Consider the following 16,515-nt stretch of genomic DNA (forward strand, 5'->3'; position numbering starts at 1 on the left):
GCTGCTTCGAAAAACTTCAGTGTGTTGTGTTCTCGCGCCCCGGTTTCATCGCCGGGGCGCTTTCTTTTCCCGTTTAGGTCGTTAGAACCATAGCTTCCTCCGCAAACTTTCGCTACACTCCTCCAACCATGCCCTCCACCCTTCGCCGCCCGCGCCTGCCGGTTTTGTCCCTCATCGGGAACACGCCGCTCGTGCCGATTCATTTCCGCGACGAAAACCGCACACTCTACGCGAAAGCCGAATTCCTCAACCCGAGCGGCTCCGTCAAAGATCGCCTCGCACTTTGCGTGATCGAAGACGCCGAGGAACGCGGCCTCCTGCGCGAAAATTCCGTCATCCTCGAATGCACCAGCGGCAACACTGGCATCTCGCTCGCGATGGTCGGCGCCGCCAAAGGTTACAAGGTGAAGATCCTGATGAGCGACACCGCGAGCGTGGAGCGCCGCTACCTCATCGAACAATTCGGCGGCACCGTGCAGTTGTTCAAAGCCACTGCGGGCTACGGCACGGGCATCGCGATGACCCGGGACCTGGCCGCAAAGGACGACCGCTATTTTCTTCCCTGCCAGTTTGAAAACCTGCTCAACGCGCAGGATCATGAAGAGCACACGGGCCGCGAAATCATTTCCCAGATGCACGGCATCGTGGACGCTTTCGTCGCGGGTTACGGCACCGGCGGCACGATCACCGGGTGCGGACGCGCCCTGCGCGCCGTGAATCCTTCCGTGAAAATTTACGCCATGGAACCGGCCGAGGCCGCAATGCTGTCCGGCGAAATGCCGTGCTGTCACTCCATCGAAGGCGTCGCGGGCGGCTACGTGCCACCGCTCCTCCGCATGGCGCACATCGACGCGCCGGTCAAAGTCACCAGCACCGCTGCCATCGCCATGACACGCCGCTTGAGCCGCGAATACGGCCTGCTCGTCGGCACTTCCAGCGGCGCAAATGTCGTCGCGGCGCTGCGAGTTGCGCAAGACCTCGGCCCGGAATCGCGCGTGGTCACCGTGCTGTGCGACCGCGCGGAGCGTTACTATTCCACGAAGTTGTTTTCTCCTTATAATTGATACCTGGGCCGCCTTTTCGGCGTCAGCATTTGAAATAAACCGCTTCCCGTTTACTCTCACCGCCAGATGAAATTGCCGCGCCTCCTCGTTACTCTTTTCGCCGTTGTCCTGCCCGTCCTGGTTTTCGCGGCCCAATCTCCCGCCAAACGCAATGGCTCGGTCGAAGCGCAGCTCGTTTCCGACGCCAAGGCCATCGAAGCCGGCAAACCGTTTACCGTCGCCTTGCGCCTGCAACACGACCCGCACTGGCACAGTTACTGGATCGCGCCGGGCACCGGTTATCCGACCGCGGTCACGTGGACGCTGCCGGAAGGTTTCAAAGCCGGCGAACTGCAATGGCCCACGCCCCATGTCGTCAAAGACACCGCCGGCACGATCACGGGTAACGGCTACGAAAACGAAACGTTCATTTTCTTCGAAATCACTCCGCCCGCGACGCTCGCCGCCGGCACCGCCGTCAAGCTCACCGCGGCCGCCGAGTGGCTGATGTGCAAAGACGTCTGCATGCCCGGCGATGCCACGCTCGATCTCTCGCTGCCAGTCGGTCCCGCCGCGGGCGACGACGCGTGGACGGCCAAGCTCGCCACGGCGCGGCTGCAAGTGCCGGCGAAAAGCGACGCGTGGGCAATCACCGCCTCGCACGATGGCGAAAAAGCCACGCTGAAACTCACGCCGAAAAGCGGCACGACGCACCAACCGGCCGGCCTGCATTTTTTCGCGGCGGATGCGTTTACCGATTACGCCGCAACCCAAACGATTCGCGAAGAAAACGGCAGCTGGATTATCGAAGCCAAGCTGGATGCGGCCGCGGATAAAACCACCGCCAAACTCACCGGCATTCTGGCTTCGGCCAACGGTTGGGGCTCGGCGCCCGGCTACGGCGGTCTATCGGTCGACGCGCCGTTCGCTAAAGCCGCAGCGGCCGTGACGCCGCCCGCCGGCAAAGCGGCGACGCAGGCCGTGACATCCACTCCCGAAACTAAATCGACCGCGCCCGTCACCACCGTTCCTGAGCCCAAAGCGACTTTGCTCGGCACGCTCGTCCTCGCATTTCTCGGCGGCCTCGTGCTCAACCTCATGCCGTGTGTCTTCCCGGTGCTCGGCATCAAGATTCTCGGATTCGTCAATCAAGCCGGCCACGAACGCGGTCGCATCATCACGCATGGCTTGGTATTCACGGCGGGCGTGCTCGCTTCCTTCTGGGCGCTCGCGGGGCTGTTGCTCGCCTTGCGCGCGGGCGGCTCGCAACTTGGTTGGGGGTTTCAACTGCAATCACCGGGCTTCGTCTTCGGCATGGCGTCGTTTCTCCTGATCTTCGCGCTCAACATGAGCGGCCTGTTTGAATTCGGCCTCTCGGCCACCAGCGTCGGCGGCAATTTGCAGAGCGAAGATGGCCTCGTGGGCTCGTTCTTCACCGGAGCGCTCGCCGTGCTCGTCGCGACGCCGTGCAGCGCACCGTTTCTCGCGCCCGCCCTCGGCGCGGCGCTGTCGTTGTCTGCCGTGCAATCGCTGCTCGTGTTCACCGCCATCGCGGTTGGGCTCGCGCTGCCGTATTTGCTGCTCTCGATTTTTCCGCAGGCGGTGAAAATGCTGCCGCGGCCCGGCGCGTGGATGGAAACGTTTAAGCAATTCATGGCGTTCCCGCTTTACGCGACTGTCGGCTGGTTGCTGTGGGTGCTCGCCGGCCAGACGAAAGACGATGACAATGCGCTGCTCATGATCGCGTTTGGTTTCGTGCTGATCGCGATGGCGACGTGGGCCTACGGCCGTTTCACGCAAACTTCCGGCAAAGCCTGGCGCCGCAACTTCGGCCATATTTTCGCGTCGGTGTTGCTCGTGGGTGGACTCTACATCGGCTGGCCGCGCGAAGCCCAAGCCGCGCCCGAGAACGGCGCCGGTTATCAAGTCACCTGGGAAAAATGGAGCCCCGAAGCCATCAAGGCCGCGCAAGCCGCCGGCAAATACGTCTACGTCGATTTCACCGCCCGCTGGTGCGCCACTTGCCAGACGAACAAGGCCGCAGTGTTTTCTTCGCAGGAAGTCCTCGCCGAGTTCGGCAAAAAGAACGTCGTGCTCCTCAAAGGCGACTGGACGAACAAAGACCCGAAGATCACGCAAGAACTCGCCAAGTGGAACCGCTCCGCGATCCCGTTTAATTTAATCTACGCCCCTGGCAAAGCCGACCCGGTCGTGCTCCCTGAATTATTGACCGGCGATCGCGTGCTGGAACACCTCGAGAAAGCCGCCGCGCTTTAACTCGATTCAGGGTTCTCCAGGGTGGCGGTGAGCGGGAAATCGACCGTGTAATTTTCCAGAGAATGCCGCCCTATGCTGCATGCGGAGTCCTTCAATAATCGCGCAAGCAGTGCCGGCAGGAAGAGCCGGTGATCGGCGTGCTTACGCCGCTTTTGGTCGTGCAGGCGTGTTTACCGCAGTGCGGACATTTTAGCAGGTAGGTTTGGCTCAACCCAAAAAGAGCGAACCAGCAAACCACGAAAACCACCGCCGCGTTCGTCGACCAAAACGAACTGATAGCACCGAAAACGGCAATCCCACCCACCATATAGATCGCCAAAAACACCAGCGCTTTGGTCTGCATTTTCACGCTGCGGTTAAATCCTCAAAGCGCGTCCGCCGGAAAGGAAAAAATCGGGAAATTTCCTCCGTGAGGCCCCTTGCATCGCAGTCAGGCGCACTTACGTTGCGCATCCCCTGACCATGGATCTTAACCGCAAACTCGCCATCCTCGCGGACGCCGCCAAATACGACGCGTCGTGCGCGAGCAGCGGCACGACCAAGCGCGATTCGCGCGGCGGCGGCATCGGTTCCACGACGAGCGCGGGGATTTGCCACAGTTACACGCCGGACGGGCGCTGCGTGTCGCTGCTGAAACTGCTGCTCACGAACTACTGCGTTTACGACTGCCTGTATTGCATCAACCGCGTCTCGAGCGGCGTGCCGCGCGCGCGCTTCACACCCGACGAAGTCGTGAAACTCACGCTCGACTTCTACCGCCGCAATTACATCGAAGGACTTTTTCTCAGCTCGGGCATCATTCGCAATCCCGACTACACGATGGAGCAAGTCATCGCAGTCGCCCGCACGCTGCGCGTCGAGCACGGCTTTCGCGGCTACATCCATTTAAAAACCATTCCCGAAGCGAGTCAGGAACTCATCGACGAGGCCGGCAAATGGGCCGACCGCATCAGCATCAACATCGAGCTGCCGACGAGCGTCGATCTCGAGCGGCTCGCGCCGGAGAAAAACCGTGCGCGCATCGATGCGGCCATGGGCGGAATCAAACTGCGCATCGACGCCGCCAAAGAAGACACTTCGAAAAAAGCGCCGGCCTTCGCACCCGCTGGACAAAGCACGCAGATGATCATCGGCGCGACCGACACGTCCGACGCCACCATTCTCACCCAAGCCTCGTCGCTGTATTCGCGGCATCGGTTGCGGCGCGTTTACTATTCCGCGTTCAGCCCGATTCCCGACGCGTCGAGCAAACTCCCGCTCATCGCGCCGCCGCTCGTGCGCGAACACCGGTTGTATCAAGCGGATTGGTTGATGCGTTTCTACGGTTTCGGCGCGAACGAGATCACCACGCCCGGGACGCAAAATCTCGACCTGCAAATCGACCCGAAACTCGCGTGGGCGCTGCGCAACCGTCACCTGTTTCCCGTTAGTCTAAACAAAGCCACGCGCGCGATGTTACTGCGAGTGCCCGGACTCGGCGTGCGCACCGTGGATCGCCTGGTCGAAGCGCGCCGTTTTCAAGCGATTCGCGTCACCGATCTCGCGCGACTTCGCGTGCCACTTAAAAAAGTGCTGCCGTTTATCGAAGCACCGGACCACAACCCGCGACTCGCCGGGCTGGACGACGAAAATCTGCGCGCGCGTTTCGCGCCGCCGCCCGAACAACTCGATCTTTTTGCCGCCAACGGCGCGCCCGACGCCAGCGTGCTCAGCGGCGAACTCTGATGGAACAGATCGTTTTCGACGGCACCTTCACCGGCTGGCAAAATGCTGCACGCAGCGCACTGGTTCGCGAAGTGCGTCCCGAGACGATTTTGTGGCACGCCGCGAACGGCGACCAAGGCGGCCTCGATTTCAACCGCGATTTGGAACTCGTCGCCGGGTCGGCCGCCGTCGTGGCCAAACCGTTGCGCGTGCCGCGTGAGTTCATGCAAATCGCGCGGACGGTGGCCTGCCATCGCGACGAGTCGCGCTGGAGGTTGCTCTACCGCGCGCTCTGGAGGCTTACGCACGGCGAGCCGCATTTGTTCGCGGTGACGGTGGATCCCGACGTGATCGCGCTCGGCGAAATGGCGAAAGCCATCGGGCGCGATCTCCACAAGATGCGCGCCTTCGTGCGGTTTCGCGAAGTCAGCACCGAAGACGGCGCGTGGTTTGTCGCGTGGTTCGAGCCGCATCATCACATCGTCGAAGCCAACGCCCCGTTTTTTGTCGGCCGATTTGCTTCGATGAACTGGTCGATCCTCACCCCGGATCGTTGCATGCACTGGAATCAACAGACCCTCACCTTCACCCCCGGCGTGACGAAAGATCATGCGCCCGACGGCGACATCACCGAAGATCTTTGGCGCACTTACTACGGCAATATTTTTAATCCTGCCCGCGTGAAGATCGGCGCGATGAAAAAAGAGATGCCGAAGTATTATTGGAAAAACCTTCCGGAGGCAGAACTCATCCCCCACCTGCTGGAAGAGGCCGCCACGCGCGTCGAATCAATGACCGCCGCGAGTCGCTCGAAAGCGCCGGCGCCTGATATTTACGGGCCAGCTCCCGTGCCGAACACCGACGATTTGGAAATTTTGCGTGAAGCGGCGCTCGCCTGCCGCGCTTGTCCACTCTGGAAAGAGGCGACGCAAACCGTCTTCGGCGAAGGACCGCGGCGCGCGAAGATTCTCGTCGTGGGCGAACAGCCCGGCGATCAGGAAGACCTCGCGGGCAAACCGTTCGTCGGCCCGGCTGGAAAATTATGGAATCGCGCGCTCGAAGCCGCCGGCGTGGATCGCGAACAAATCTACGTCACGAACGCCGTGAAGCATTTCAAATGGGAGCCGCAGGGAAAACGTCGCCTGCACAAAAAGCCCACGGCCCGCGAAGTCGCCGCGTGTCGTCCATGGCTCGAAGCAGAACTGCGCTTAATTAAACCGGAGCTCATCGTGTGCCTTGGCTCGACCGCTGCGCATTCCGTCGTTGGTCCCGACGTGCGCGTGTTGAGCGAACGCGGAAATAAATTGGGAACTGAATTCGACGTGCCCGCGTTGATCACCGTGCACCCGTCCTCATTGCTGCGTCAGCCTGATCCCGAAAAAAAAGAAGCGGACTTTGCGGCATTCGTGGCCGATTTAAAAAAGATGAAGGCGTAAGCTAGGGCCGGCCGCATGCTGATCAAAATGTGCGTCGAGGTAGGGGCGGTTATCCCTAACCGCCCTCGGACGTGATATCATCTTCGAACGAAAGGGCGGTTAAGGATAACCGCTCCTACCCCGATTCCTTTACGACCTCGCGGTAATTCCGGATTCACTTCGATCCTCCCGCGTGTCTGGCTGGCTGGCTGGTGTCTGATTTCGACCACAAAAAATCCGTCGGCTTGCTGCTCGTCGCCGCATTGGGCTGGAGCCTGGCCGGCGTGCTTTTCAAGTTGGTCGATTGGCCCCCGTTCGCGGCGGCAGGCGGGCGTGGATTGGTGGCGGCGGTTTTTCTCCTCGCGATAGGCGGACGCTCGTTGCGCTTCACGTGGTCGCCTTTGCAAATCGGCACCGCAATCGCCTACGCAGGTTGCACCGTGCTGTTTGCCGCGGCCAACAAACTCACGACGGCCGCGAACGCGATTTTGCTTCAATACACCGCGCCGGTCTGGGTCGCGCTGTTCGGTGCGTGGCTGCTCAATGAACGCGCCAAACGCGCAGACTGGATCACCATCGCGGTGACATTCCTCGGCATGGCACTTTTTCTCTATGAAGGGCTGCGCTTGAACAACCTGCTCGGCATCACGCTCGCGATTTTGAGCGGCGTATGTTTCGGCGCAATGCCGGTGCTGATGCGAAAACAAAAAGACAGCTCGCCCCTGGAACCCATCATTCTCGGCAACGTGCTGGGATTCCTGATCGGTTTGCCCGCGATGCTGTCCGCCGGTGCGTTGCCTTCCACCCAGAGCATCGTGGCGATTTTGATTCTCGGCATCGTGCAACTCGCGATCCCCTACTTGCTTTACGCACGTGCAATTCGGCATGTCACGGCACTCGAGGCAGTGCTGATTCCGATCGTGGAACCGATTCTCAATCCCCTTTGGGTGATGCTCTTTATCGGCGAGAGGCCGAGCGCGCTGGCTCTGACGGGAGGCGCGATTGTTATCGGCGCCGTGACGATTCGCGCGATCGCATCAATCCGGGCGCGCTACACTTAAAGATTTTCCTGAGCTTTCGTGGGTGGCTTTAGTTGCAGCAGCACGTTCGCGAGCGTGATCAGTCCGCCGCCGATGAGCAGATTCCACGTCAGGGTTTCATTTGGATAATTAAACCCAATCCACACGGAAAGCATTGCCGGCAAAAACAGTGCCATGATCGCAGTGAACAAAGGTTCGCCACAGTAGATCAGTCCCGCTTCCGTCGCGGTGATTTTCGGCTGCCAGGTGTTCATTAAAATATACGCGCCCAGGGTGCAGAATACGGTGAGCACCAGGGTGAGAATCAGCCACGGCGGCGAGGTCCACGGCACTAACAGCGCAGGCAGACCCGGCGTTGCCCACACCGCGAGCCCGCTGAAGAGCACCGCTTCCACCGCGAACATCATCAGGGAAACTTGCAGCGGTCGGTTCGCGGCGAACTCTTTTCGCTCCAGCAGCAGAATCTGCATCATGAAGAAGACCGAACTGAGCAGCGTTTCCAATTCGCCGCGTCCAAAGTGCATTGCGCGGAAATCGAATTTTCCGAGAATCGCCACGCCGGCCAGCACGAGCGCACAACACGTCAGCACTAATCCCGAGGGCCAGCGCCGCGAGCGCAGTGCCAGCCACGCCGGAATCATGATCGCGTAAAATTGCGTGAGGAAGGCCGAGACGGAAGCGTCGGTGAATTGCAGGCCATCGTTTTGAAACCACATGCCCGCGCCGGCGCTGAGGCCGATGAGCACGCCCTGCTTTACTTCGAGAGCAGTGAAGCTCCCCAATTGTTTTCGCATCACGACGAGCAGCACGAGGGTCGCGATCAAAAAGCGCGGTGCGACAGTGTAAGCGGTGAGAAACCACGTGCTGCTTTCCGGCACCACCAGTTGATGCGCGAGCACGATCGACTTGATGAGCGGAAAACTGAGTCCCCAGAATAAGTTGGCCAGCACCAGCATCAGGAGCGCCTGACGGTGAATTGCTTGGGGAGATTTCATTCGGTTAACCATCGCTCGCACCGACTTGCGCGACAATCGCAAACATACCAGCTCAGCTTGGTAGGGCCTGATCTCCGAGCGGGCCTGGGCCTGCCCGGAGGTCAGGCCCTGCCTTGGAATACATCGGACGTCTAAAATAAAAACGCCGCGGATTGCTCCGCGGCGTTTTTGAAAAGTATCTTAAGCGTGAGCTTACGAGACGTGTTTGCTGACGAGCTTCGTCATGTCGAACATGCTGACTTGCGCTTTGCCACCGAACACAACCTTGAGGGCGGCGTCAGCGTTGATGTTGCGCTTGTTCTTCGAGTCCTGGAGACCGTTCTTCTTGATGTAGGCCCAGAGCTTCTTGGTGAGCTCGGTGCGGGGAAGCGGCTTTGCACCGACGATCGGAGCGAGGGTCGCGTCCGGCGTCACCGGTTTCATGAAAGCTGCGTTTGGTTTACGAGTGGTTTTTTTAGCCATAGTGCACTCTTTCATAGGTCTGGAATTAGGCTACGCAACGATTTTCTAGAGGAGAAAACGCGATTTTCAGAGGAGAAATCACCCCCATTTCCGTAAAAATGAGCTTGCCGCCCGAGTGAGAAGCACTCCTCGCACACGAAAAAAATCAGTCATCCATCTGCACAAACTGTCGGTAGAGCGCCGCGTAATGTCCGTTTTGCGCGAGCAATTCCGCATGCGTGCCGCGCTCGATGACGTGCCCTTGTTCTAATACGAGCACGAGATCCGCGTGACGAATCGTGCTCAGCCGATGCGCGACGACAAAGCTGGTGCGGCCACGCAGAAGTTCGATGAGCGCCTTCTGCAAACGCGATTCCGTGATCGCGTCGATGGAACTCGTCGCCTCATCGAGAATCACGATGCGCGGATTCGCGATCATCGCGCGCGTGAAACAGACCAGCTGCCGTTGTCCGAGCGAGAGGCCCGCGCCGCGTTCACCGACCTCCGTGTTGAAGCCTTGCGGCAGTTCTTCGAGGAGATCGAGGCAGTCGAGCTTGCGCGCGGCATCGCGCACTTCTTCGAGGGTCGCGTCGGGCTTCGCGAGCCGGATGTTGTCCAGCACGGTGCCGGTGAACAAAAGATTTTGCTGCTGCACCATGCCCATCTGGCGATGCAGCGAATGACTGGTGAGATCGCGAATCTCGTGGCCGTCGATCAACACTTCACCACCCGTCGGCAAATAAAATTTTGAAACGAGATTAATGATCGAACTTTTCCCGCTGCCAGTGTGGCCGACGAGCGCGATGGTTTGTCCCGGATTCGCCGTGAAACTCAAATCGTGCAACACCGGCCGCGTCTGGTCGTAGCCAAAAGTCACGTGACGAAATTCCACCTTCGCGCCAACCCCCGCAGCGACCGGCAGTGCCTGCGCGCCTGGCTTGTCCTCCCACTCGGGCTGCACATCGATCAAGCGAAAGATGCGCTCGGCTCCACCCATCGCGATCAGCGCCTGGTTATATTGATTTCCAATGATCGAAAGCGGCGCGAAAAATTGATTCGCGAGCAGGAAAAAGGTGATGAGCCCATCGAGCGCCATGTCGCCGTGGAAAACGCGCCAGCCACCGAACATCAGCAACGTCGCCACGAAAAACTGGCTGTTGAGTTCAAGCAGCGGCGTGAGAATCGCCGACGTGCGAGCGAGCGCGATGTTGTATTTCGCATGATCGGCGAGAAGGCTGCGGAACAGTCCCGCGTTGGTTTCTTGCCGCACGAAACCCTGCGTCACGCGAATGCCGTTCACTGATTCCGCGAGCGTGGCGGTGACACGACTAAAGCTTTCCTGCGACGCACGCGTGTAGTGGCTCAGTCGTCCGCGGAAATGCTGGTTCAACCACCACAACACCGGTGCCATGCCTAGCACGACGAGGAACAACACCCAGTCGGTCCAGATCATGACGGCGGCGGAAAACACCATCGTGCCCCCTTGAATCACGACCACGAACAGCACGTCCTGAATACCGACGCGCACCGACTCGACATCGCTGGTCACACGGCCAATCACGCGACCGATTTTCAACCGATGGAAAAAGCTCATCGGATGACGCTGCGTCTTTTCAAAAATATCCCGGCGCAGCGCATTCACCACGGTCTCGCCGATTTCCAAAGCATAACGCTGGCGGAAATGAAACAGCCCATCCGTCGTCACCGCGAGGAGCGCGTAGCCAGCCACCGCCCACCACAACATCGTGAGATCGCCGTCCATGATCGGGCCGCGAATCACGAGCGTCGTGATCCACACGAGCGCAGGTAACTGCGCGGAGCGAATCACGCTCATGACCGTCAACGCTACGACCTTGCCCTTGATCGCGTGCGTGTAAGTGAACAGCCGCCGAATCAAACTCCATTCCAGCGGGCGGAATTGCTCTTCCGTGTCCTCGTCGTCGCGCACGCGTTGAACGAGACCGAAGTCTTTAATTTTTTCCTTGGGCTCTGTCATGCGTTGCCCTCCGGATGGCCCAACTGCTGCAGCTCTTTCGCGTCGACGAGTTGGAGATTGGCGACGCGCAGATACGGCCCGGGCACGCGCATCAATTCCTCATGCGTGCCGCGCTGCACGATGCGGCCGTCTTCCATCACGATAATAAAATCTGCGCGCCGCAACGTGCTCAACCGATGCGCCACGATAAACGTCGTGCGGCCCGCGATGGCGCGATCCAGTGCTTCAAAAATTTCGTGCTCCGTCTCGCTGTCGATTGCGGCGGTGGGATCGTCGAGCAGCAGAATCGCCGGCTCCAGCAACACTGCGCGGGCAATCGCGAGGCGCTGACGCTGCCCTCCCGAGAGACTTTGCGCGCCCTCGCCGAGCAACGAATCATAGCCTTGCGGCAACGCCGTGATAAAATCGTGCGCCGCGGCGATCTTCGCGGCTTTTTCGATTTGCTCGCGCGTCGCGTCGGGATGACCGAATGCGATATTCGCCGCCACGGTGTTGGAAAACAAAAAGCTTTCTTGAAAAACCAAACCGATGTTCCGCCGCACGTCGTCGAGCGTCAGTTGGCGCACATCGACGCCGTCCAGCAACACGCGGCCGGACGTCGGATCGAAAAAGCGCGGAATCAAACTCATCAGCACGCTCTTGCCCGCGCCGGTCGCGCCAAGGATCGCCACGCACTCACCGGGTTTTACGGAGAGGTTGATGTCGCGCACGACTGCTTCCGCCGGATTGTAAGCAAACGAAACATTTTCGAACTGCACCGCGCCCTTAAGTTTCGGGCGATGGATCGCTTGCGGGTGATTTTTAACTTCCACTGGCGCATCGAGAATTTCGAATACGCGGCGCGCGCCGATGAGCGATTGCTGCACGCTGTTCACGATCGTGGCGACGTTGTTCACCTGGCCGGAAAATTGTTCGAGCAAGCCCGCAAACACCACCAGGCCCGTGCCGAGCGGCAACTCGCCTTGGATCACAAGCCAGCCGCCGTAACCAAGCAGCACCATCATATTAATGCGGGTGAGAAAACCGACCGCAGGTGAAAACAAACTCACGCGCCAGAAAATATCTTTTTGTTGATCGAAACAGGCTTGGTTGGCGTCGTTGAATTTGGCCCGTGCCTCAGCTTCTCGTCCGAAACCCTTGGTGACTTGCGCACCTTGGATGCTTTCGGCAAGCGTTTGCACCATGCGTTCCACCAGGGTGCGGTTGTGCGCGTAGGCGGGCTGGATTTTCCGCGAGAACGCCGTCGACATGAACCACAAGATGGGCGTCGTCGCGAGGCACGCGATCGTGAGCGACGGGCTCAGGCTCGCCATGTAGATCACATAAATCGTGAGCGAGATCAGCATGATCACACTTTGAATGAGCACCTGGTCGACGAACATGCGCACCGATTGCACGTCGCCGGTGACGCGCGTGATGATCGAGCCAGTGTTGTTGACGTCGAAGAAGCGGAAGCTGAGGCGTTGGAGTTTGTCGTAAACTTCGGCGCGCAGATCCACGACGAGACGTTGCTGCACGAGTTTGTTCACCGACACCGCGTAAGTGTAATTCAGAATCGCACGCGTCAGCGCGAACACGAGGATCAGTCCCGCCAGCATCCCGAGCACTTGCAGCGGCTCCCACGTTTCCGGCAGCGTGATATGCAGCTTGTTCGTGCCGAGCGGCGTGCCTTGCAGTTTGTGCCGGATGTAGTCGATGCCGACGCCGGTAAAACTGAGGCCCGCGATACCCAGCGTGAGCAACACGAGTTGAATGCCCAACACTTGCAAACAGTGACCGCGGTAACGCCACGCGAGCCCGAACAAGCGCTTGATCAACGCCCGGTTGTCGGGCGCCGCCGCGCTACTGTCAGGTTCCTTCGGCTCATTCATGGACAAATCACGCTACGCCCGAACTGTCCGCATGCACGAAATTTTTTCAGGGTGTTCCCGTGGTTCAGGTAGGGAATTCTCCCGACCTAAAAGCGCTTGATTCAACGGGTTCGCGACAGCAACGTAGCCACTGTCGGGTTGGTTTTTTGTCAGATTCTATCGCTACGGAAAATTGTCAGGTGAGCGCAGTGTTCAGTGATGATTTGAAATCCGAATTTCGGGGACGGGCGGTCAGGCGACACTTATCAGCTCACATCATCACATGTCAGAAATCAGCAAGCTCTACGTGGGGAATCTTCCCTTCACCAGCACCGCCCAGGACCTCGAGGCCCTGTTTGGCCAGGTTGGCACCGTCAGTGTCGTCGAAATCATTTTCGACAAATTCACCGGCCGTTCGCGCGGTTTTGCCTTTGTTACGATGGGCAGTGGTGATGAGGCGCAACAATGCGTCGAAAAGTTCCATGGCTACGAACTCGATGGCCGCGCACTCGCGGTGAACATCGCCCGTCCGCGTGAAGAACGTCCGCAAGGCGGCGGTTTCGGTGGGGGTCGCGGTGATCGCGGCGGCTACGGTGGCGGTCGTGGGGGTGGCGGCGGTTACGGCGGCGGCCGCGGTGGCCGTGGCGGTGGCGGCGGTTACCGTGGTGATCGCGGCGGCGGTGGCGGCTATCGCGGGGACCGCGGTGGTGGCGACGATCGCGGCGGCGGCGGTGGCTACGGTCGCGAATAAGCCAGCTCGCTTAAATAAAATTTCAAAGGCCGGACGCACGTCCGGCCTTTTTCTTTGCCCAAATCACAGCAACGTCCCGCTCAACACTAAGAACGCGACGGAGAAATAAATAATCAGGCCGGTGACATCGACGAGCGTGGCCACAAATGGCGCGCTTGAGGTGGCGGGATCGAAGCCCACGCGTTTCAACAACAGCGGCAACATCGAGCCCATCAACGAACCCCACAGCACGATGCCCACGAGTGAAATTCCCACCGTCGTCGCAATGAGCAGCCAGTGTTCTCCGTAGATATTCGAAAACAGTGACCACACGGCGATGCGCAAAAATCCGATCAGACCGAGAATTATCCCGAGCGCAGTGCCGGCGGCGAGTTCACGCCGCATCACGCGCCACCAATCGCGCAATTTAAATTCACCCAGTGCGAGCGCGCGAATCACGAGCGTCGCCGCTTGCGAGCCGGCGTTGCCGCCCGAACTGATGATGAGCGGCACAAAGAGCGCGAGCACGACCGCCTTCGCAATTTCGTCTTCGAAAAAACTCATCGCCGTCGCCGTCAGCATCTCGCCAATAAAAAGCACCACGAGCCAGCCGGCGCGCTTCTTCACCATCTTCAGCAGCGGGATCGTCGTATAAGGCTCATCGAGCGCTTCGCTGCCACCGAGTTTTTGAATGTCTTCCGTCGCCTCTTCCGAAGCCACGTCGAGCATGTCGTCCGCCGTGACGATGCCGATGATTTTGCCGTCGTCGGTGACGACCGGCAGCGCGGCGCGGTCATATTTGCGAAACACCACGAGCGCTTTCTCACGATCGTCGTTGGGACTCAGCCACGCGTAGTTTCCATCCATCAACGCGCGCACGGGCGTGCTGTTTTCCGCGAGGAGAAATCGCCGCACGCGCACGTCATCGAGCAAACGCCCGGCTTCATCGACAACATAAATGACGTTCAGCGTCTCGCGGTCGTAACCGTGGCGGCGGATGTAATCCAGCGCCTCGTGCACCGTCCACTCCGCGCGCACGGCGACGTAATCCAGCGTCATCATCTGGCCGACGCTGTGCTCAGGATAAGCGAGCAAATCCTGCGCGATCTTGCGTTCACCCGGCGTCAACAAGCCGAGCAGCTGCATCGCGATTTCCAAGGGCAATGCCTGCAAAAACGCGGTGCGATCGTCCGGTTGCAGATCATTGAGCAAGGTCGCGGCCTGCGCCTGCGTGAGCATTTTCAGCAGACGATGCTTCGCGGAATTATCGAGGTAGGCAAACGTCGACGCCGCGAGTTCCTGCGAACCGCTGCGAAATAATATCGCGAGTTGCTCCACCGGCATTTCCGCCAGAATCGGCGCGACGTCGGCCGGTAACCACGGGGCGAGGCGCGCTTTGAGCGTCGCATGGTCTCTGTTCGCGAGCAGCGTGGAAATTTCCGCCTTAAAGTCACCGGCCAGCAGGGGCATGCCGAAACGCTGACGCGACCGCCTTAGCGAGGCAATCACGCCGAGAGCAAAACTCTGTTTTCAACAAACGTCGGCGCCGTCCCTCGCCCGCCTAAGGCGCACACTCAGCTTTTGCTCGCGCCAGGGAAATTATTGGTGACTTGCGCGGACGCGGGTTTGCCGGCGGCGGCGAGCAGTTCCGCCACGCCAGAAGGCAGATTCATCGTCTGCGTTGGAAACGCAAAACCAAGGCCCTTCGCCTGCACGGCGCGCATCACGGCAAAATTGACGCGCTGGCGCAGCGCCATGTGTTTCGCGAAATCCGGATCGCGCGTCTCGTAAGCGATCCAGACGTCCATCGAAGAGGCGCTGAAATCGCGGAAGTAAACGTGCACCGATTCCGTCACGACTTCTTTTTCTCCTTCGATGATGCCGCGGATTTCAGTGACGATTTCCTGCATTTTTTCCGCTGAAGTATCATAGGTGAGGCCGAAGACTTGCTCCACGCGACGGCGGATGAAGCGCGAATTGTTAATCACCGGCTCAGCCGCGACCATCTTGTTGGGAATGATGATCAAATTTTTCCCGGGCGCGCGCAGCTTCGTGGAGCGCAGGCCGATGTCTTCGACCGTCCCCTCGTTGGCGCCGATTTTCACCGCCTCGCCAATCTTGAACGGCTGATCGATCGCGACGACGATGGAGCCGAAGAGATTAGCGATCGTGTCCTGCGCCGCGAGCGCGAAGGCCAAGCCGCCGATCCCGAGACCGGCGAGAAACGTTTTCACTTCGAAGCCGAGGCTCTGCGCCGTGAGCAACACGCCGAAAATCACGAACACCACGACGAGGCTCTTCTTGATCCACGGCATGAACGCCGCGATGCCCATGTTTTTCTTCACCGCGATTTCCTGCCCGTGGTCGAGCAGGGCGCTAAACGCCCGCAACAACCCCCAGAACAGCACGAGGGAAAACGCGACCGTCGAGCCGTAGCCGAGAAATTCGTCGGTTTCCCGCGAGAGCTTAAGCACTTTCGCGGCGGAAAAAATGCCGACCAACATGATAAAGGTCGCGACCGGCCCTTCGAGGGCCGAAAACAGTTTGTCGTCGAGCGTCGTCTCCGTCTTGGACGCGAAACGTTTCAGTTGCTTGAAAATCAACGCCGTCACCACGCGACGCAGCAGCAACCCGCCCACGATAAACACAGCGGCGATCACGAAGTGCGTCGTGGTATTTTGGCCGGTGCGCACGTCAAACATGCCGAGGATGGAATCCACGGCGTGCTCCAGAAGATCGGAACGCGGCGGCGTTTTTTCGGACGCCACCACCGCGGCGGCGGCGGTCGTGTTGGCCTGTTGTTGGGCCGCGGCATTCGACGTCGCGGCGTCGGGCGGCACAGTTTGCGCCCACGCGGCGGCGCTTAACAAAAGGAAGGCGAGAGTGGTTTTGAACGGGCGTAGCATGCGCATAAAGAGACTGCTTTTTTCGCAGATTGAGCCGCGGAAAGTCAAAGTTTTGCCGGCGCCCCGCCCGCCACCGCCTACAAACAAGGCGAAGGTTTTCCAACAACTCCCCGCTTGC

General features: G+C 59.7%; 12 protein-coding genes. 6 read left to right on the forward strand and 6 right to left on the reverse strand.

Going from position 1 to position 16,515, the window contains the following annotated elements:
- Positions 1–128: 128 nt before the first annotated feature.
- The 5 genes from ACRRQW_RS05935 (at position 129) to ACRRQW_RS05955 (ending at position 7,500) form a co-directional block, all read left to right on the forward strand.
- Entirely contained in the window at positions 129–1,064 is a 936-nt protein-coding gene (locus tag ACRRQW_RS05935; protein WP_438480347.1) for a PLP-dependent cysteine synthase family protein, read from the forward strand.
- Positions 1,065–1,130: 66 nt separating this feature from the next.
- Positions 1,131–3,320, forward strand: a complete 2,190-nt coding sequence (locus tag ACRRQW_RS05940) for a protein-disulfide reductase DsbD family protein (protein WP_438480348.1) — start codon at positions 1,131–1,133, stop codon at positions 3,318–3,320.
- A 462-nt stretch (positions 3,321–3,782) separates the two neighbouring features.
- Complete coding sequence (locus ACRRQW_RS05945; RefSeq protein ID WP_438480349.1) at positions 3,783–5,045, forward strand: putative DNA modification/repair radical SAM protein; 1,263 nt, start codon at positions 3,783–3,785, stop codon at positions 5,043–5,045.
- Positions 5,045–6,460, forward strand: coding sequence for a UdgX family uracil-DNA binding protein (locus ACRRQW_RS05950; protein WP_438480350.1), 1,416 nt, complete (start codon positions 5,045–5,047; stop codon positions 6,458–6,460). Before ACRRQW_RS05945 ends, ACRRQW_RS05950 begins: the two co-directional genes overlap by 1 nt.
- 191 nt (positions 6,461–6,651) lie before the next feature.
- Positions 6,652–7,500: a DMT family transporter gene (locus ACRRQW_RS05955; protein ID WP_438480351.1), complete on the forward strand. Its 849-nt coding sequence runs from the start codon at positions 6,652–6,654 to the stop codon at positions 7,498–7,500.
- On the opposite strand, the gene ACRRQW_RS05960 is transcribed toward ACRRQW_RS05955, so the two are convergent.
- The 4 genes from ACRRQW_RS05960 to ACRRQW_RS05975 all read right to left on the reverse strand — a co-directional run bounded on the left by ACRRQW_RS05960 (position 7,497) and on the right by ACRRQW_RS05975 (position 12,782).
- A complete protein-coding gene (locus ACRRQW_RS05960; protein WP_438480352.1) occupies positions 7,497–8,474 on the reverse strand; it encodes a DMT family transporter in 978 nt (325 codons plus the stop codon). The two genes, ACRRQW_RS05955 and ACRRQW_RS05960, sit on opposite strands and share 4 nt — an antisense overlap.
- Before the next feature lie 192 nt (positions 8,475–8,666).
- Entirely contained in the window at positions 8,667–8,936 is a 270-nt protein-coding gene (locus tag ACRRQW_RS05965) for an SWIB/MDM2 domain-containing protein (protein WP_438480353.1), read from the reverse strand.
- 145 nt (positions 8,937–9,081) lie between these two features.
- Positions 9,082–10,911, reverse strand: coding sequence for an ABC transporter ATP-binding protein (locus ACRRQW_RS05970; RefSeq protein WP_438480354.1), 1,830 nt, complete (start codon positions 10,909–10,911; stop codon positions 9,082–9,084).
- A complete protein-coding gene (locus ACRRQW_RS05975; RefSeq protein ID WP_438480355.1) occupies positions 10,908–12,782 on the reverse strand; it encodes an ABC transporter ATP-binding protein in 1,875 nt (624 codons plus the stop codon). The genes ACRRQW_RS05970 and ACRRQW_RS05975 overlap by 4 nt, the downstream gene beginning before the upstream one ends.
- Before the next feature lie 262 nt (positions 12,783–13,044).
- On the opposite strand from ACRRQW_RS05975, the gene ACRRQW_RS05980 reads away from it, so the two are divergent.
- Positions 13,045–13,512: an RNA recognition motif domain-containing protein gene (locus ACRRQW_RS05980; RefSeq protein ID WP_438480356.1), complete on the forward strand. Its 468-nt coding sequence runs from the start codon at positions 13,045–13,047 to the stop codon at positions 13,510–13,512.
- A gap of 63 nt (positions 13,513–13,575) precedes the next feature.
- Here ACRRQW_RS05980 and mgtE read toward each other — a convergent pair whose 3' ends face one another.
- Positions 13,576–14,961, reverse strand: a complete 1,386-nt coding sequence (mgtE, locus tag ACRRQW_RS05985; protein ID WP_438480357.1) for a magnesium transporter — start codon at positions 14,959–14,961, stop codon at positions 13,576–13,578.
- A gap of 104 nt (positions 14,962–15,065) precedes the next feature.
- Positions 15,066–16,397 (reverse strand): mechanosensitive ion channel family protein, encoded by a 1,332-nt coding sequence (locus ACRRQW_RS05990; protein ID WP_438480358.1) that lies wholly within the window; start codon positions 16,395–16,397, stop codon positions 15,066–15,068.
- Between the last annotated feature and the right edge of the window lie 118 nt (positions 16,398–16,515).

The organism is Oleiharenicola lentus, assembly GCF_051660365.1.
In the GTDB taxonomy this organism is placed as follows: Bacteria; Verrucomicrobiota; Verrucomicrobiia; order Opitutales; family Opitutaceae; genus Lacunisphaera; species Lacunisphaera lenta_A.